Below are 18,449 nucleotides of genomic sequence, written 5' to 3'. Positions count from 1 at the left end.
CGGTGGAACGCTGGATCCGGATCGCCGCCCGCCGGCCCGTGGCGATGGTGGTCATCGCGCTGGCGGCGGTACTCGTCGGTTACCGGGCCTTCCGGCTTCTGCCCGTCGATCTGCTGCCGGACCTGGAGTCGCCCACCGTCGTCGTCTCGATACGCTCCGGTAACCGGCCGCCGCTGGAGATGGAGCAGCTCTACGGCCAGCAGGTCGAACAACGGCTGTTCACGGTGCGCGGTATCCGCTCGATCGCCCAGGTGGCGCGGACCGGTCGGCTGCTCGCCACGGTGGTCTTCGCCTGGGATGCCGACATGGACCTGGCGCTGATCGAGGTGCAGAAGGCGATGGCACCGATGGGGGCCGATCCGAACGTGGACGAGGTGCTGGTTCGTCGCTTCGACCCCCGCCAATCCCCGGTGATGACCCTCGGCCTGGTGGGCGCGGGAGGGCCGCGGGCCCTCGCCGAGTTGCGGCGGATCGCGCGACGACGGCTGGCTCCCGCTCTCGAGCGCATCGAGGGCGTGGCCGAGGCCCGGGTGCTCGGCGGCCGGGAACGGGAGATCCGGATCGACGTGGACCCCCTGGTTCTCGGCTCCCTCGGACTGTCCCTCGAGCAGCTCGCCGCGCGGCTGCAGGCGGCCAACGTGGATATCGAGGCGGGCACCCTGGAGGAGGGAGGCCGGGTCTACCTGGTGCGCAGCCGCCAGCGCTTCGAGAGCAGCGAGGACGTGGCCCGGGTCGTGCTGGTCTACCCCTCGAGTGGGCAGCCGAGCGCGCGGCCGATCCACCTGGGCGACGTGGCGCGGGTCTACGAGGCCGATCGACAGATCACGCACCTGGTACGGATCGATGGGCGGGAAGGGGTGAGCCTGTCCATTTTCAAGGAGGCGGGAGCCAATACGGTGGACGTCTCGCGCCGGTTGCGCGCGGCCCTCGCGCCGCTGGCGGAAGACCTGCCGGGAGTCGAGGTCGGCGTGATCGTCGACCAGGCCCGGGTGGTGGAGTCTTCGATTCGGGAGGTGCGGCGGGCCGCCCTGCTGGGAGTGTTGTTGGCGGTGGGAGTGCTGGCGCTCTTCCTGCGCGCCGCCGGTCCGACCGTGGTGGTCGCGGCGGTGATCCCGGTCTCGCTCTTCGCCACCCTGTTCGTGATGCGCCTGGCCGACCGTTCCCTGAACGTGATGACCCTCGCCGGCCTGGCCCTCGGCGCGGGGATGCTCGTCGACAACGCCATCGTGGTGGTGGAGGCGATCTACCGCCGCCTGGATGCGGGGGGCGGACGCCTGGAGGCCATCGTCCAGGGGACCGGAGAGGTGGCCGGGGCCATCGGGGCGAGCACCCTGACCACCTGCATCGTCTTCCTGCCGGTGCTCTTCGTCCAGGGGCTGGCCGCGCGGCTGGTGGAGGGGCTGTCGCTGGCGGTGATGGCGGCGCTGCTGGTCTCGCTGCTGGCCGCGGTTTTCCTGATTCCGGCCCTGTCGACATGGCTGTTGCCCCGCGAGCGGGTCCGGGCTTTCGATCCCGGTCGAAGGGCGGTCGAGAGGCTGACCGGCCGCGCCGTCGAGCACCCCTGGCTCGTCCTGCTGGCGGCGACGGCGGCGGTGGCGGGGAGCGGATGGGGGCTCGGTCGCCTGGGGACGGAATTGCTGCCGCCTGCGGATCCGCAGAGCTTCTCCCTGCGACTGGTGGCCAAAGCGGGCATGCCGGTGGAGGCCACCGCCGAGGTGGCGGGCCGGGTGGAGGATATCCTGCGGGAAGCGAGTCATGGCACCGCGCAGGCGATTCTCTCGGAGGTCGGCCGGCTGCCCGAAGACGACCGCCAGGTGCGGGAAGAGCAGTTCGAGGAGAACACCGCTCGGATCACCGTCTCCCTTTCGGGGGAGGGGCCCGGTGCGCGGGAGGTCGTGGCCGCCGCCCGGGACGCGGTGGCGTCCCTGGCGGGACTTTCGGTGGAGTGGGAACTGGGCGGGTCGGCCCTGGCCCGGTCCCTGGGGCACATGGGAGCGCCCCTGGCGGTGGAGATCGGCGGTCGTTCCCTGGCCGACCTGAGGGAGGCCTCCGTGGCCCTGCGCCGTCGGGCCGCGGCCCGTGCGGAGCTGTGGAACGTGCGCTCCTCGCTGGAAGGTGGCCCGCCCGAGTTGCACGTGGTCATCGACCGCAACCTGGCCGACGCCCTGGGCGTCACCCCGCAGCTGGTGGCCCGCAGCCTCCAGGCGGCCCTCGAAGGCTTCGATGTCACCCGCCTGGTGCGGGGTGACGAGGAGCTGGAGGTCACCCTGCACACCCCGCGCATCCGGCGGGATCAGCTCGAGCGGCTGCCCCTTTTCACCACCGGCGGCAAGCGCCTGGCCCTCGGTGACGTGGCCCGCTTCGAAGAGGTCGAGGGCGCGCGGGAGATTTTGCGCCGCAACCAGCGACGGGTGGCGCGCGTCACCGCCCGGGTGGCACCGGGGGTGAGCTATCCCCAGGCCGTGCGGGCCCTCGAGGAAGTGGTCGCCGGCTTCGAGCCGCCCCCGGGCCTGCGACTCCGCCTGGCGGGTGAGGAGGAAGAGCGTGTGGCGGCCCTGGGGGAGTTGCTCGGAGCGCTGGCGATGGCCCTGCTGTTGGTCTTCATGGTGCTGGCGGGCAAGTTCGAGTCGCTGCTCCATCCCTTCACGGTTCTCGCCTCGGTGCCCCTGGCCCTGGTGGGTGTGGCCTGCGTCATGGTTCCCCTGGGCTGGCCCCTGGGAGTGATGGCCCTGCTGGGGCTGATCCTGTTGGCGGGGGTGGCGGTCAACGACGCGATCCTGCTGGTGGACACCGCCGAGCGGTGGCGCCGGGTCGAGGGGCTGGAGGCCGCCCCGGCCATCGCAAGGGCGGCGGGTCTTCGCTGGCGGCCGATCCTGATGACCACCCTGACCACGGTGCTGGCCCTGGCGCCCCTGGCCTTCGGCTGGGACGAGGCGGCTCGACTGCGGGCTCCTCTCGCGCTGACGGTGATCGGCGGACTGCTCGCCTCGACCGTCGCGTCGCTCTTCGTGATTCCCTCTCTCTACCTGCTCCTGCATCGCCTGCGCTTCCGGCGCCGGGTCCCATGAGCTGGCTGGCCCTGCCCGCTGGCCGACCGGTGGCCACGGCCATGTTCTTCACCGCCCTGGTCCTGCTCGGGCTGCTGGCCGGGTGGAAGATTCCCGTGGAGCTTTTTCCGCCGGTCAGCGGCGACACCCTCGACCTGAGCTTCGTGCGCCCCGGTTCGCCGCCGGAGGTCGTCGAGCGGGAGATCCTGATGCCCCTCGAGGCCCGGGTCGGCTCCATCGATGGGGTGCAGGAGACCGAGGGGGAGATTCGCGGCGCCTCCGGTTTCTTGCGGGTGCGCTTCGAAAAGGGGACCGACATCAAGGTGCGGGAACTCGAGTTGCGGCAACTGGCGGCGGATCTCGGACACGGCCAGCCGCCGGGCACCACGATCGACGTGGGCGCCGCCAACGACTTCTCCGCCATGAGCCGCTTCGTGATGGTCGTCCAGGTGACGGCGCCGGTGGATCGCCACGCCCTGCGCAGCCTGGTCGAGGAGGAGATCGAGCCGCGGCTGAGCGGCGTCGGCGGCGTCAGTCGGGTGCTGATCTTCGGCGGCGCCCGCCATGGCATCCGCATCGACCTCTCCCCGGCCCGACTGGCGGCATGGGGGATGCCTCCCGAGGCGGTGGCCCGGCGGCTGGCCGACGTGCTGGCGGCGCCGCGTTCGGCGGGCCGCATCGATGGCTTCGGGGGGCGCCGGTTGGTACTGGTCGATGGGCGGCCGCCGTCCGTGGTCAGCCTGGCGGAGGTGCAGCTCGCTGCGGACTCTCCGGTCCGCCTGCGACACGTGGCCGCCATCGACCAGGCGGGCGGGCGTGAGACGACCCTCTTCCGGGTCGACGGTCAGAACGCCGTGGGCCTGGTGATCTTCAAGAACGAGAGCGCCAACCTGGTGCGCATGGGGCGCGCCCTGCGGGAGCGGCTCGAGCGCCTGCGGCGGGAGTTCCAGGAGCGGGGCGTCGGTTTTTCGATCCACTTCGACGCTGCCGACGTTGTCGAAAAGCAAATCTTCCGACTGGAAAAACTCACGGCGACGGGTTTTCTGATCGCGCTCGCCGCGCTGATGCTCTTCCTGCGTCGGCTGCGGGCGGTGCTGGTCGTCGCCCTGGCCGTGCCGACCAGCCTGCTGATCGCCCTGGCGCTGCTCTACCTGGCCGGCCAGAGCCTGAACCTGGTCACCCTCTTCGGCCTGGCGGTAGGGCTGGGCATGCTCGTCGACAACGCCATCGTCGTCTACGAAGCCATCCAGAGGCAGCTCGAACGGGGCGAGGATGCCGGCCGGGCGACGCTCACCGGCAGCCGGCGCACCGTGCGGGCCATCGTCGCCGCCACCGCCACCAACGCCGTCGTCTTCTTTCCGTTGCTGATCGTGGATTTCGGTGACCGGGCCATGCAGACCCTGGTCGGCATTCTCGCCCTGGCCTACTTGTTGCCCCTGGCCGGCTCGCTGATCGTGGCCCTGGGACTGGTGCCCTTGCTCTCCCGCCGACTCGCGGCCCCGGCCGCGCTGCGGGCCATCGCGGCCCGGCGCCGGAGACGGGCCGAGCGCGGCGGGCTTTCCCCGCCGGACATCGGCCGGGAAGTCTTCGGCGGCCTGCTGGCCAGTGCGCTGCGGCGCCCCGGCGCGTGGCTGGCGGGCATTGGGGGAGCGGTGCTGATCACCGCCGTCGTGGCCACGGTGTGGCTGGGGGTCAACACCGCCACGGGAGGCGGCCGGGAGGCCGACGAGGTGCGCTTGTCCCTGCGCCTGCCCCCGGGCAGCACTCTCGAGCGCAGCAGCGCGATCTTCGGACAAGTCGAAAGGCGGCTGCTGGCCACGGCCGGCGTGGCCGGCGTGTCGAGTTTCATCCAGGAAGGCTCGGGCTCCCTGACGATCAAGCTCGTCGAGGCCGACAAGCGTCCGCCGCAGACTTCGGCGGCAAGCCTGGTGGCCAGGGTCGAGCGGATCGCCGCGCGCGAGCTGCCGGGCACCGAGGTCTTGCGTCCGGGAGACGACCAGGGTGGGGGGGGCGAGGCGCAGACGACGGACCTGCTGGGGAACGGACCGGCCCGCGTCCGCCTGTCCGGCCCGGATGCCGAACGATTGACGAGGCTGGGGCGGGAACTGGCGGCTCGGCTGGAAGCCCTCGAAGAGGTGGAAAACGCCTGGGTGGCCGGCGGCGGGAACCCGCCGGAGCTGAACATCGAGCCCCGGCGGGAGTGGCTCGCGGCCCTCGGCCTGGCTCCCGAGTCGATTCTGCCCGCCCTGTCCGCCTTCCGCCGCGAAGGCATGGTCCTGCCGGTGGGGATGGTGGGACGCGACGGCAGGGAAACCCCCGTAACGCTCTTCCGCGAGGGCCGGCGTCTCGATCGCCGCGCCCTCGAGACCTTGCCGGTCGGCACACCGGCCGGGGTCACGACCCTGGGGGTGCTGAGCGATGTGCGCGTGCTGCCGGCCGCCCCCGTGATCCGCCATCGCAACGGCCGCCGGGAGATCAGCGTGCTCTACCGCCTTTCGCGGCATCTGCCGGAGGTGGGTCCCCGGCGGCTGGAAATCGAACGCCAGCTCCAGGCCACCGTGCGCAGCCTGGCCCTTCCCCGGGGCTACACACTGGAGACGGAGACCCGCGAAGCGGCGACGGGGTGGTTCAGGAAGATCCTCGTCCCCGTCGTCCTGTTGCTCTTCGCGGTGCTGGCCCTGACTTTCGAATCGTTCTCCATGCCTTTCCTGGTGCTGCTCGCCTTGCCGCTGACCCTGATCGGGGCCGCCTGGTCGCTGATCGCGGCGGGGATGCCCGCCGACCTGATGGCGCTGGTCGGCACCCTGGCGCTGCTGGGCCTGACGGTCAATCCGGCCATTCTGCTGGTGGACCGGATGCAGCAGAGAAGCCGCTCGGGCACCTGGGGGCCGGGAGCCGCCGCCCTGGCCGCTGTCCGGGAACGGGCGCGGCCGGTGCTGATGACCACCGTCACGACCCTGGCGGGCCTGTGGCCCCTGGCCCTGGCGACGGGGCGGGAGAACGAGATCTGGCCCCCCTTCGCCACGGTGGTGATGGGAGGCCTGGCGGCATCCACCGTGTTGACGCTGGTGGTGATCCCGCTGGCCTACGTGCTCCTGCGTCGGCTGGACACCCTCTTCGGGCGGCTGGGGCCGTGGGTCGTGCTCGCCTGGCTCGGCCTGACCACCGCGGTCGTCGGACCGCTTTTCAGGAGTGGAGCCGTCAGCTCACTGACCTGGCAGATCGTCACCACGGTGCTGGTCGCCGCCTGCTGGCTGCTGTCGATCGCCCTCTCCTGGCGACGCGAGCCTCCCCCCGAGCCGAAGATCGAGCCGGGCGCTCCCCCGCGCCTGGAAGTGCGGGCCCTGACCAAGCTCTATGGTTTGCCCGGCCCGCTGCGGGCGGCTCTCGGCGCCCGGCGGGAATTTCTCGAGCGCGTCGAGGCCCGCGGGGCCCGCGCCTGGCTGCCGAAAGACGCCGTCGAGCCCCTGGCTCGCTACGCCCTGCTGGCCGGCGCCACGGGCTACCTGGCCCACGCCGCCTCGGCCGGGCTGTGGAAGATCGTGTTCCTCTTCGTCACCGCCGGCTGGCTGGGGGCCTGGCTGAAACACCTGCGCCGCTGGCGGGGCAAGGTCGACGCCCTGGGGCGGGAGACGCCCGGCGGGGCGGAGGGGGCGCTGGCCCTGGCCCTGCCCTGGGCCGCCTGGGAGATCGTCCTCTTCAGGGACGTGCTCGCTCCCTGGCTCGAAGGCCGCGCGGGCCTGGGGTGGCGCCTGGCGGGAGCCGTGCTCCTGGCCCTGACCCTCGCGATTTTCCAATACGGTCGTCACCTGGCGACCCGGGAATCGCCGGCGCGCGGATCGGGCCGGAGACGCTCCCCCCCGGCGCTCGAAGGCCTGGCCCGGCGGTGGCTCGCTCCCGCCGCTTCCGCCGACGAGGTGCGCGCCCTCGATCACGTGGAATTCGACGCCGAACGGGGCATGATCGGGATTCTGGGCCCCAACGGCGCGGGGAAGACCACCCTGCTGCGGCTGCTGGCCGGCATCCTCGATCCGGTGACCGGGGTGATCCGCCTCGGGGGCGAGCCCCTCGACGGACTCCGTCCCCGCCTGGCCCGCTGGCTGGGCTACCTGCCCCAGGACTTCGGCCTCCCCGACAACATGACCGGGCGGGAGTACCTGCTCTACTACGCCCTGCTCTACGACATCGTCCCGGCCGCCGAGCGTCGCGAACGGGTCGACCGTCTGCTGGAAGAAGTCGGGCTGGCGGAAAAGGCCGATCGGCGCATCGCCGAGTACTCCGGGGGCATGCGCCAGCGGGTCGCCATCGCCCGGACCTTGCTGCGCCTGCCGCCGGTGATCATCGTCGACGAACCCACCGTCGGCCTCGATCCGCGGGAACGCATTCGCTTCCGCAACCTCCTGGCGCGCCTGGCTCGCGGACGCATCGTCCTGTTTTCGACCCACGTGGTGGAAGACGTCGAGGTTTCCTGTGAGCGGGTACTGGTCCTGGCCGGCGGTCGCCTGGTCTACGACGGCAGCCCCGCGGGACTGGCGCGGCGGGCTGCCGGCCGGGTGTGGGAGGTGAGGGTGCCGCCGGAACGGCCGGTCGAACTGCCTGCCGGAGCCCGAATCGTCGATGAAGCGCCCGTCGGTGATGGCTCGCGCCGCCTGCGCGTGCTCTGTGCCCGGGCCCCCGCCGACCAGGCCCGCCCTGCCGAACCCAGCCTGGAGGATGGCTACATGCTGCTCGTGGGAAGTCCGTCATGATGCCGAGCCGCCGCCTGGCCGCCCTGGGAGCCCTGCTGGCGACCTTGCCCCCTTCCGCGCGGCAAATGGCCTCCCGCCGCTATGGTCTGGTGGCGGTGGTGCCACTGGCCTGGCCGTTGCTGCTCTACGCCCTGCTTTTCGTGGGCGATGGCGGGGGAGGGTACACGGAACGTTCGGTGCAGGGCCTGCTGATCGGCCTGCCCCTGGCGGCCCTGGGAATCTTTCTCGGCGTACGGGTGATCGCCGCGGAGATCGATCAGCGCACCCTGGAGATCGCCTATACCGTGCCGGGCGGGGCCGGGCGCATCTGGACCGCCAAACTGATCGCCGCGGCCCTGCTGATGGTGGCAGCCGAGCTGACCCTGGCGGCTGCGGTGTTTCTCCTGCTGACCGATTTCCCCTTCGAGGCCCTGGTCGCCTCGTTGCAGGTGGGGTTGTTCTTCCTGGTGGTGGCCACGGGCACCGGTGCTCTGTTCCGGGGGGCCATCAGCGGCGCGCTCGCCGCGGTGGTGGTGCTGGCGGTGGCCCTGCTCTTCGCCGGTTCGGCCTATTCGCCTTTCTGGTCGCCCCTGACCGTCTCGGGGCAGGATCCCGGCGAAGTCCAGGCCCTGTGGTTGCGCAATCGCCTGGGCTACCTGTTGCTGGGCGCCGCATGCCTCGCCCTGGCCTACTCCCGGGCGGAACGGCGCGAGCGCATGCTGGACGGGGGATGAGACCGGCGGCTAGGAACGCGGCGCTTCGAGCCTCAGGCCACGGGCTTCGATCTCCCGACGAAAGGCCGCATCCCGACCGTAGCGACCCTGGCAGCGGCGGCAGACGAGGTGCTGCCGACCCTCCGCGTCCCGGGCCCGGGAGCGGGAGCGGGTCGTGCCCGGGCGCGGCTCGCGGCACAGAGCGCAGAGAAAGGGGGTGCGGAGCCGGCGTCGACGGGCCTTGTCGAGCAAGCGGTAGAGAATCGAACGGTGGTGGGGCGGGGTCTCGCAGCGCAGTGTTCCGGGCCAGGAGCGAATGCGGACTTCCGCCTGGCGGCCGGCGGGAAAGACGCCGTGATCCAGGGCGTCGCCGGCGGGCAGGCGGGGGTGAGCCGGGCAGTGCATGTGGCACTGGTCGAGACAGATCTCGAAAACCAGGACGCGGGCCGCGGAGGCCAGCAGGGTGAGGAGTTCTTGCCACCGGGGGTCCACCGCCGGCCGGGCGAAACCGCGATCTTCCAGGTGGCCGCCGATGACCGCCCGGAGATCGTCCCCGGCCGCTTCCCAGGCCGCGGCGGGAGGCATGGCTGCACGATCGAGAAAGCTCTCGATCCAGCGGGCGACGATCGGGGCCAGGGTCAGCACGGCCAACCGGGCCTGTTCTCCGGAGGGACGATCGCCGACCGGGATCCGCGCCTGCCAGACTTCCATCGCCCGGGTCAGGATCCAGGCCAGATCCACCGTGAAGACCTGGTGGCGATCGGGGGCCGAGGTGTCGATCAGCAGTTCCGCCAGGTCGCCGCGCCGGGTGGCGTCGGGAGTCGGGGAGAAGAACATGTGCCCGGGGTGGAGAGAGCGGGTGACGATGCGTCGCACCAGGGGCAGCCTCCGGAACTCCCGCGTCTGACAGGCCGCGGCCGCGGCCATGGCGATCGCCCCGAACTCCAGTTGGCTGGCCAGGCGATGGACCAGGGCGTTGTGTCGCAGGCGGCGGGCGAGGCGGGCCGGCTCGCCGCGCTCGATCAGGCGGTCGACCGCCGCGTTGACCAGCCGGGCCGCGGGAGGCGCCAGGGGGCGAGGGGCCTCGAGGTGCTGCAGGCGGAGATCGTCGAGGAAACGGTCGCCCCCATCGTAGAACCACCCCGCATATCCTGGGAGATCCACCAGCAGGGCCGAACGTCGCAGGGCGTCGGGCACCTCCGGCAGGGGCAAGGCCTCGGCAGCGACGGGCATCACGTCGGCGAGCGGATCGAGCAGCCGGCAAGCATCCTCGAAGTCGGGACAGGCGGGGATCCGGCCCGGCCCCGCTTGGCGTCGGGCCTCTTCGAGCAGGGCCAGGGCCCGGTTGATCGCGATGGGGTAGAGCTCGGGTTCGCCAGCGCCCCCGTTTTCTCCGGGAAGATCGCCGTCCAGCCCGTCGTAGCGGGCGACCTCGTTGCCCACCAGCGCCAGCGCCTCGGTGGGGCCTCGTTCGAGATCGATGATGAACAGGGCGCAGCGCGGGCGTTGGCCTTCACGGAGGAAGTCGAAGCGCAGGGGAAAGGCACCCGATCCATCGCAGAAGCCGATCCGGGCGCTCCAGCCCTCCGGCACGGCCACGGGGTCGGCGCTTGCCGCCAGGGCTGCCAGGGCGCCGGTGACGAAGTCCCGCTCGTAGGGCCCCTGCGGTCGAATCCGGCGCAGGGCCGCCCGCACGGTGGGGTGGGGGATGCGAATCAGGGCCTCGAGGGCCATTTCCCGCAAGGAGGGATCGTTCTCGGCTTCCAGCAGCATTTCGAACACCGCTGCGCGGCCTTCCACCTCGTCGAGCTGGTCGTCCTGCAGGGCCAGCCAGCGTCGCCGCTCGTCCGGAGGAGCCGAGGCATAGAGTCGGAGCAGCGGCTCGCGCAGTCCCGGTTCCTCGGCCAGGTGTCGCGCCTGCCAGCGCAGCACCAGGCCGGAGATCTCCGCGCCGTCCAGGCGTTCGCCCTGGTCGAGTCCCAGTACGACCATCGCGCAGAGCACGCGGCAGGTCTCCGGCTCGTCACTGTTGGAAGCGATGGCGGCGAGTTGTCGCGCATCGGAGGGGCGGGCCAGACGGCCGAGGATCTCCAGGGCGGACACCTGGTCGCCCACGGGGTGATGGCGGAGGATGGCGATCATCTGCCGGAGCGCCAGGCGGCGGGAGCGTCCGAGGCGTTCGAGGACTTCCTCGAAGCGGCGCCGGTGTCCGCATCCCCCTTCGACCAGGTGGTCGATCAAGTCCCTCAACTCCCGCCGCAGCGCAAACGCCTGCGGGTCGGGTTGCCCTCCAGCCGAGTCCATGGCCAGCAGGATACCGCCTGGCTCCGTCCTCCTCCAATTTCGCCCGATTCCCCGGCTCTCCCTGCCGGAGCCGGGTTTCGCGGTACATTCCGGGTCCATGGACCTCAGACTCAGCCTGCCCATCCTGCTCCTCGTCGCCGCGGTTTCCCTGGCCGCCGGCGTGGACAGCGCTTTGCGTAACGAGAGTCCGGGATTCCACCTGCAACCGGCAGGACCGGCTGCCGGCGGCTGGACCGCGATCACCATGATGGGACGTTTCGGCGGGAGCCCCGAGCTGAACTGGCAGGCGGTCCCGCCGGGTACGGCGAGTCTCGCGCTGGTGGCCCGTGACGATTCCGCGATCGGCCGCGGCCGGATCTTCTGGGCCGTGTGGAACATCACGCCCGATCGCCGGGGCCTGCCCCCGGGCCTGCCCCGGGAGGCCCGGGTCGCCGGCCTGTCCCAGGCCCGGGTGGGCGATGGGCTGCCGGGCTTTGCCGCACCGCCCCTCGAAATGGGGGGGGGGCGACGCCTGCGCTTCACCCTCTACGCCCTCGACCGCCCGGTCTCTCTCGAGCCCGGAGCGGATGCCGACCGGATGGAGGGCGAGCTAAGAGGTCATGTCCTGGGGACGGCTCACTGGATCGTGGGCAGCGGCTGGTAACCGGCCTCCCATCAACCCCGCCAGGTGTCCTTGTCGGGCTTCCCAGGCGAAGGACAGGCCGCCGGTAGCCAGGATCGAAATGTAGTACGCGCCCCGGGCCAGCAGCACGGCCGCCGTCGCCATCCCCGGGGGGATGCCTTGCCCCTGGAGGTAGACCACCTGGGCCGCCTCGGCGACTCCCAGGCCTCCCGGGGTGCCCGAAGCGGTGCCGGCCGTGGTTCCCACGACCACCGCGAGCAGGGAGGTCCACCAGGCCACCGGCTCGCCCAGGGCGTGCAGGGCGGCGTGCTGGCAGAGCCCGGCCAGCAGCACGAAGAGCAGGCCGCCGCCCAGGCCGAGGAAGATGGCGGTCGGATCGGTGACCAGGGTGCCCGTGCCTTCCAGGGCCTGGGCCAGGGCCTGGGCCACCCGGGCTTTCAGGCCGCGGCGCTCGAACCTCAGCCAGCGGTGGATGGCCGGCCAGTGGCGCCGGAAGAGGAAAAAGCCTCCGACGAAGGCTCCGGTCAATCCCGCCAGCAGGAGAAAGGGACGATAGGGCACGGGGCCGGCGGTTTCCGCCGCGGCCACGGGCAGCAGAACGCCGGCGGCGATCAGCCAGGCCGCGAAGAGGGTGAGCTGGTCGAGGATATTGGGCCCCAGGTGACGGGCGAAGCCGCCTCCGAAGCGTCGGTTGGCCAGGTGGGCCCGCAGGATGGTGCCTCCGACCCGGAGGCCCGGGATCACCAGGGTGAGAATCTGCGAGGCGAGGAAGATCGGCACGTAGGCCGCGAATCGCACCCGCATCAGGCGCCGGCTGATGGCTGCCAGTTTCATGGACGCCACCAGGTAGCGGGCGAGGGTCAGCGCTGCGATCACCCCCAGCCAGGGCCAGCTCACCTCGACCAGGCGTGAGGCGATCTCTCGTGGGCCGGCGCGCTGGACCTGCCAGGCGAGAAAACCGACAGCCAGCAGGAGCAAGGTCAGGGCCAGTACGCGGCGACCGACCGGTCCGCGTTTCCGGACGCGGCGATCGGCGGGCTCGATGGGGGCGGCATGCATGGGTCGATTCTGGGGCCCCCGAACCCGTCTGCCAAACCGCTCGACGGCTTGCTCCGGCGCCTGGTCCGGTCGGCTCCCTGCGGAAGGGGGCGGGCGCTGGGGGTTCCGGCCTGCAGCGCTCGGCCGCGACGTCGTTTCGAGGGACGGGAAAGATCCGGGTAGACTGGGCTCGATGGAGCGAGGCGAGAAGGTACGCGACAGCATCTCGGGCCAGGGCCGTACCGTCGTCGTGATGTCCGCAGTGCTGGTGCTGGCGGTGCTGATCGGCGGGCTGAAAGTGGTGGCCTGGTGGCTGACCTCCAGCCAGGCCCTGCTCTCCGACGCGGTCGAATCGCTGGTCAACGTGCTCACCGGGGCTTTCGGACTCTTCAGTGTCGTCTACGCTTCCCGACCGGCGGACAGCTCCCATCCCTACGGACACGGGCGCATCGAGTTCTTTTCCGCCGGGCTTGCGGGAGTGATGATTCTCCTGGCCGCGGCGGGCATCGCGCGGGAGGCGATTCCCGCGCTGCTCGATCCCCGTCCCCTCAGCGACCTGGGCACCGGACTGACCCTGGCCGTAGCGGCGGCGCTGGCCAACCTGCTGATCGGCTCGTTCCTCGTCCTCCGCGGAAAACGGTGCGGTAGCCTGACCCTGGTCGGCGAGGGGCGGCACCTGCTGGCCGATACGGTGACCACCGCGGGTGTGATCGTCGGCCTCCTGCTGGTGAAGCTGACCGGTTTCGTGATTCTCGATCCCCTGGCCGCCTGCCTGGTGGCCTCGATCATCACCCTCAACGGGGTCCAGCTTCTGCGGGAGGCGGGGGGGCGGCTGATGGACCGGCAGGACCCGCGACTGATCGCGCGCATCGCCGAAGTCCTCCGGCGGCTGCGCCGGGACGAGTGGATCGATGTTCACCTGCTGCGGGCCTGGAGTTCGGGCGATTTCGTCCATATCGACTTCCATCTGACCCTGCCGCGCTACTGGGAACTGGAGCGGGTACACGAGGCGCAACAGGAACTTTCCGCGGCCCTGATCGAAGGCCTGGCGGCGCCGGGGGAAGTGCTGGTCCATCCGGACCCCTGTTCGCCGAGCCTCTGTGCCGGATGCCGCGTGGAGCCCTGCCCGGTGCGCGGTGAGGCTTACCGTCGCGAGGATCCGTGGACTCCGCGCATCCTGGCTCTGCCGCGGCATGGCGACGAGGCGGACCCCTGCCGGCAGAAGCTCGAGGAGGCCAGCATCCAGGCTCGGCGGGACCCTTCCTGACCCGCGACAGGCAGCCCCTCGACCCGCAACGGCCCACGGGCGTGCCCGCCCAACGGGGCACCTTCCCCGGTGGGCGATCCCCAGCTTCGGCCAACCCGCGGGCCGGGAGTGTTCGCCCCCCCGGGGCGGGGCGGCTAAACTGTCGCGCTCAAGGAGAAAGCGTTATGACCTCACCCGATCAGCAGTGGAAGTGCCGACGTTGTGGAGGTGAAGGGCCGCGGCTCGACTACGAGCCCTGGCCCGGAGACCTCGGCCGGGAGATTCGCGCGTCTGTCTGCGATCCCTGCTACCGGCAGTGGATCGAGATGCAGACAAAAATGATCAACGAGTATCGCCTCAACGTGCTGCACCCGGAGCACAGTCAGGCGGTACGGGAGCAGATGGAGGTCTTCCTGGGCCTGAAAGAAGCGGAATCCGGGCAAGGATAGGCGCCGCCGGGGGGCTTGCGGATCGACCCTGTGCTTTTTTTGCGGTGAATATGCAGCAAAAGTGGCCCCCTCCGCCCCCTCGCCGGCCCCGCTTCGCCCTAATATCCGGCTCAAGATCCTCCTGACTGGGAGCGGACCTGCCGGGCACTCTCCCCCCGGCCCGGCAGGAGAAAAAAGCTCCCGATGTGACCCACCGTTTCGTGGCATCCGACCCTTCGGCGCGCCCCTCCCCCCATAGCGCCGAAGGGTCAAATTTCGTTCCGGGGTGAAGGCGTCACCGGGGGCGCTCGTGCATAATTCGGGTTAGGGTCTGGTTTGCCAGAGCAGAGCCCGGAGAACAGAGCGTTGAGCCATTTTCCAGATATCGTCCGCAAGGGTTTCGGGCTCCGCCGCGAGGTCGCCGGAGAACTGGCCCGTGACTACGAGTCCGAACTGGTCAGCCAGGCCCGCCTGGCCGGCCACGCCTTGGCCTGGCCGGGACTGAAGGTCCGCATCGCCAAGGAGTTCGGCTTTTGCTACGGGGTCGAGCGGGCGGTGGACTACGCCTACGAGACCCGGCGGCATTTTCCCGGCCGGCGGCTGCTGATCACCGGGGAGATCATCCACAACCCCGGTGTCAACACCCGCCTGCGGGAACTGGGCTACGAGTTTCTCGACGGAGGTCACGGTTCGACGGTGGCTTTCGAAGACGTGGGCCCGGAGGACGTCGTTCTGATTCCCGCGTTCGGGGTGACCGTCGATCTGCTGACCCGGCTGCGTGAAACCGGCGCGCTCCTGGTGGATACCACCTGCGGCAGTGTTCTCAACGTCTGGAAGAACGTCGAGCGTTTTGCGCGAGAGGGGTACACCTGCCTGATTCACGGCAAGTGGGACCACGAGGAGACCCGGGCCACCGCCTCCCGCGCCCTGCAATATCCGGGCGGCAAGGTGCTGGTGGTGCGCAACCTCGAAGAGACGCATGAGGTGGCGGGTTTCATCCGGGCCGGCGAGGGGGCCGACGGCGAGGCCTTCCTCCGCCGTTTCGCGCAGTCGGTCTCCGAGAGTTTCGACCCCCGCCGCGACTTGCAGCGGGTCGGCATGGCCAATCAGACCACGATGCTCTCTTCGGAAAGCCTCGAGGTGGCCCGGGTGATCCGCCAGGCCCTCGAGGATCGCTGGGGGAGCGATGCCATCGACGAGCATTTCCGGGCTTTCGACACCATCTGTTCCGCCACTGAAGACCGGCAGCAGGCGGTGCTGGAGATGATGGAGTCGCCCCCGGAGCTGATGATCATCATCGGCGGTTACAACTCGTCGAATACCGGCCACCTGGCGGAGATCTGCGCCCAGAAGGTGCCGACCTATCACGTGGAAGGCGCGGGGGAGCTGCTCAGCGCCGGGGAAATTCGGCACAGGCTGCCGGACACGGGGAAAATGGCCCTCTCCCGGGGATGGCTGCCGGAGAAAGACCTGGAAGTGGGCATCACCGCCGGTGCTTCCACCCCCGACCGGGAGATCGGCGCGGTGATCTGCCGCCTTCTCGAACTGCGCGGCATCGACCCCTCCCAACGGTTTCCCGGCGAGTCGGCATAGCTGCGCTCAGCTTCCGGAGGCGATTCGCTCCTCGGCTTTGCGGGCCGCCTGGGCGGCCAGGTCGCGGGCCCGGGACAACGCCTTTTCGAGGCGCTCGGCCAGGGCCGAACGTTCGGCCTCCAACGGCAAGCCGGGGAGATTGATCCGCACGTTGAGAGCCGCCGACTCCGCCGCGGCGCGGGCGCACCAGGCCGCGACGCCGGCGTCGGAGACAGCGGCCTCCATGCCGTTCGAGGCCAGTTTCAGCGCCAGATCGGCGGCGTCGGCCGCCTGCTCGACGACGGTCAGGGGCACCTCGATGGCGCGGCGTGTGGCCTCGACCATCGCCTGGGCCCGGGCGGCTTTCTGCTCGTCGGTCTTGCGCGGCAGACGTCGGGCGGCTCCGATGGCTTCGAAGGCCGCGGTATCGTCGTCGATGGCCTTGAGCAGCACATCCTTGAGCGCCTGGGCCCGGACGCCCCAGGCCTCGAGTTCTTCGCGCGCCTCGGGCGAGGTGCGCGAAGAGGCGTGGGTCAACGAAGCGACCATCGAAACCAGCGAGGCGGCCAGGGCTCCGGCGAGGGCGGCCACGCTGCCGCCGCCGGGAGCCGGGGTGGGGCGGGAGAGTTCGTCGGCGAAATCGGTCAGGCTCATCGCGCGCAGGCCCTGCTGCCGCGGGGCGAGGCGGTAGTCGATGATGGCCTGGGCCGGATCGAAGGGTTTGACGTCGTCGAGGCCCAGGCTGGCGATGGCCTGGGCGACCAGGTCGGGTTCGGGCAGGGCGGCGCTGCGGCCCTGCAAGCCCAGGTAGTGGCGGCCGGCCATCAGCATCGCCTCGAGGGGGACCAGGCCGACGATCTCCGAGCCCGTCACCCGCAGGCCCCGCTCGCGGGCCAGCTTGCGGATCGTCTCGAAGACCTCGTGAGGCGCGGTGACGTTGAAATCGGTGAGGTTGATGGAGACCTGGGCCCGGCCGAACTCGGGGATGTACCAGCCGACGGCGCGGACGTTGCGGTGGATTCCGGGCTTGCGGAGCTTGTTGCCCTCCGCGTCGCGGACGATCTTGCCGTCGGCATCTCGTCTCAAACGCCCCTGTTCGCGGATGTCGAGGGCGATGTCGTGGGCCAGCTTCCGGTCGGAGGTATTGAGGTCCACGTTGTAGGCAATCAGGAAGGGGCGGGCGCCGACGGCGGTGGCGCCCGAACGGGGAACGAAAGCGGCGGGCCCGAAGTCGGGGCGTCCTTCCTCGGTGGCGAGGCGGGCGGCCAGCCCTTCGTACTCGCCCCGGCGCACTTCGGCCAGGCTTTGCCGCTGGGGCCGGGTGGCGGCGCGCTCGTAGAGGAAGACCGGGATCTCGAGTTCTTCCCCGATGCGTCGGCCCACCCGGCGGGCCAGTGCGACACAGTCGTCCATGGTGGCGCCGCCTCCGGCGGGCACGAAGGGCATCACGTCCACCGCACCCATCCGCGCATGGGCTCCCCGATGCTGGGTCATGTCGATCAGGCGCAGGGCCGTCCGGGCAAAGCGAAACGCCGCCTCGGCCACGGCTTCGGGATCGCCGACGAACGTGAAGACCGTGCGATGGGTCTCGGCTCCCGGATCCACGTCCAGCAGTACCACGCCTTCGACACCGCGCACCGTCTCGGCGATCTGCTCGAGCACAGCCTGGTCACGGCCCTCGGAGACGTTCGGAACACACTCGATGATCTTGGTCATGGGTTTGCCTGCTCCTCTTGATCGAGAGCCTGTTGGACGAGCTGAGCGCCTTCCACCGCCGCGACCCCCTCGGCCAGGGGGACCGGCATCGGTCGACCGTCCCGCAGGGCGTCGGCGAAGGCGGCGAGGACCGCGCGGCACGTCGCCACCGGCGGTCCCACCGGGAGCGCTTCCCGGCTGCGCCCCCGCAGGCGCCACAAGATACCGTGCACATGGTCGGCCACCAACTGGCCCTGGGTACCGGCGATTTCCACCCGGCCGCTGCGGGCGCCGCAGGCCCGGGAGTTGTCCAGGGTGGCGAGAATGCCTCCCGGCTCGAGACGAAGCGCAGCGACGAAGAGGTCTTCCGTGTTCCGGGTATGGATGCGCCCGGCCAGGGCCCGCGCTTCGGTGATCCGGCAGCCGGTGAAGTACTGCATCAGGTCGATGCCGTGAACACCCGTGTTGAAGACCAGGCCGCCTTCTCCGGGGCGGTCGATCCAATCCCGCGTGGTCGGCTCGAAGCGCTGGTTGATGGCGAGAGTTTGGATCGTGCCGATGGAGGGCAAGGCCTCGGCGAGGGCGGTGATGGTGGCGTCGAAGCGCAAGGTCTGGGCCACCATCACCGGGATGCCCGCCCGGCGGGCGGCGGTCAGGGCCTGCCGCGCCGCGTCGGCGCCGGCCGCCGCGGGTTTCTCCACCAGCAGGGGCCGCCCCGCCGCCGCCGCCGTGGCAATGGCGGGGGCGTGCTGGGAGGGAGGCAGCACGGCCACGAGGGCGTCGAGTCCCGGGGCCTCGGCCAGCTCTTCGAAGGAGCCGTACAGGCGCAGGGAGTGCTCCCGCGCCCAGGCCCGGGAGAGATCCGGTCGGCGCCGGCAGACGGCCACCAGGCGGGCGCCGGGAACATGGCCCTGCAACAGGTGGTTGGCGTAGCGTTCGCCGTGCAGGCCCAGACCGGCCAGGCCGACGGACAACTCGCGTCGGGGCATGGGAATCTCCTCTCCCGGGTCCTGCTCGAGGCAAGGACCGACGGCGTTCGATTATGCCGCCAACGAAG

At 70.9% G+C, this 18,449-nt stretch carries 11 protein-coding genes; 7 read left to right on the top strand and 4 right to left on the bottom strand.

What is annotated here, in order from left to right; all coding sequences use genetic code 11:
• Positions 1 to 2: 2 nt before the first annotated feature.
• From Q9Q40_06260 to Q9Q40_06250, 3 genes are read left to right on the top strand one after another with little or no spacing between them, the layout of a single operon-like run.
• The gene (locus Q9Q40_06260; GenBank protein ID MDQ7006817.1) at positions 3 to 3,068 is read left to right on the top strand and encodes an efflux RND transporter permease subunit; all 3,066 of its coding nucleotides are present in this window, start codon (positions 3 to 5) and stop codon (positions 3,066 to 3,068) included.
• Positions 3,065 to 7,795, top strand: a complete 4,731-nt coding sequence (locus Q9Q40_06255) for an efflux RND transporter permease subunit (GenBank protein ID MDQ7006816.1) — start codon at positions 3,065 to 3,067, stop codon at positions 7,793 to 7,795. The genes Q9Q40_06260 and Q9Q40_06255 overlap by 4 nt, the downstream gene beginning before the upstream one ends.
• Positions 7,792 to 8,508, top strand: a complete 717-nt coding sequence (locus tag Q9Q40_06250) for a hypothetical protein (protein ID MDQ7006815.1) — start codon at positions 7,792 to 7,794, stop codon at positions 8,506 to 8,508. Before Q9Q40_06255 ends, Q9Q40_06250 begins: the two co-directional genes overlap by 4 nt.
• 9 nt (positions 8,509 to 8,517) lie before the next feature.
• On the opposite strand, the gene Q9Q40_06245 is transcribed toward Q9Q40_06250, so the two are convergent.
• Positions 8,518 to 10,728 carry a hypothetical protein gene (locus tag Q9Q40_06245; GenBank protein ID MDQ7006814.1) on the bottom strand — a complete coding sequence of 737 codons (2,211 nt, stop codon included), beginning with the start codon at positions 10,726 to 10,728 and terminating at the stop codon, positions 8,518 to 8,520.
• Between the two features lie 160 nt (positions 10,729 to 10,888).
• Between Q9Q40_06245 and Q9Q40_06240 the strand changes: the two genes are divergently transcribed.
• Positions 10,889 to 11,434, top strand: a complete 546-nt coding sequence (locus Q9Q40_06240; GenBank protein ID MDQ7006813.1) for a YbhB/YbcL family Raf kinase inhibitor-like protein — start codon at positions 10,889 to 10,891, stop codon at positions 11,432 to 11,434.
• On the opposite strand, the gene Q9Q40_06235 is transcribed toward Q9Q40_06240, so the two are convergent.
• Positions 11,381 to 12,472 (bottom strand): lysylphosphatidylglycerol synthase transmembrane domain-containing protein, encoded by a 1,092-nt coding sequence (locus tag Q9Q40_06235; protein ID MDQ7006812.1) that lies wholly within the window; start codon positions 12,470 to 12,472, stop codon positions 11,381 to 11,383. The genes Q9Q40_06240 and Q9Q40_06235 overlap by 54 nt on opposite strands.
• Before the next feature lie 172 nt (positions 12,473 to 12,644).
• Here Q9Q40_06235 and Q9Q40_06230 point away from each other — a divergent pair, with 172 nt between their 5' ends.
• The 3 genes from Q9Q40_06230 to Q9Q40_06220 all read left to right on the top strand — a co-directional run bounded on the left by Q9Q40_06230 (position 12,645) and on the right by Q9Q40_06220 (position 15,718).
• Positions 12,645 to 13,718 (top strand): cation diffusion facilitator family transporter, encoded by a 1,074-nt coding sequence (locus Q9Q40_06230; protein ID MDQ7006811.1) that lies wholly within the window; start codon positions 12,645 to 12,647, stop codon positions 13,716 to 13,718.
• A gap of 164 nt (positions 13,719 to 13,882) precedes the next feature.
• The gene (locus Q9Q40_06225) at positions 13,883 to 14,146 is read left to right on the top strand and encodes a Fe(2+)-trafficking protein (GenBank protein ID MDQ7006810.1); all 264 of its coding nucleotides are present in this window, start codon (positions 13,883 to 13,885) and stop codon (positions 14,144 to 14,146) included.
• Between the two features lie 345 nt (positions 14,147 to 14,491).
• Complete coding sequence (locus Q9Q40_06220; protein ID MDQ7006809.1) at positions 14,492 to 15,718, top strand: 4-hydroxy-3-methylbut-2-enyl diphosphate reductase; 1,227 nt, start codon at positions 14,492 to 14,494, stop codon at positions 15,716 to 15,718.
• Between the two features lie 6 nt (positions 15,719 to 15,724).
• Here Q9Q40_06220 and ftcD read toward each other — a convergent pair whose 3' ends face one another.
• Complete coding sequence (gene ftcD / locus Q9Q40_06215) at positions 15,725 to 17,413, bottom strand: glutamate formimidoyltransferase (protein MDQ7006808.1); 1,689 nt, start codon at positions 17,411 to 17,413, stop codon at positions 15,725 to 15,727.
• Positions 17,410 to 18,381 (bottom strand): Gfo/Idh/MocA family oxidoreductase, encoded by a 972-nt coding sequence (locus Q9Q40_06210; GenBank protein MDQ7006807.1) that lies wholly within the window; start codon positions 18,379 to 18,381, stop codon positions 17,410 to 17,412. Before Q9Q40_06210 ends, ftcD begins: the two co-directional genes overlap by 4 nt.
• Positions 18,382 to 18,449: the final 68 nt, after the last annotated feature.

Source organism: Acidobacteriota bacterium (assembly GCA_030949985.1).
Lineage (GTDB): Bacteria > Acidobacteriota > Polarisedimenticolia > J045 > J045 > JALTMS01.
Note: the sequence above shows the minus strand (reverse complement) of the source record. Positions and strands in the feature narration are given on the sequence as shown.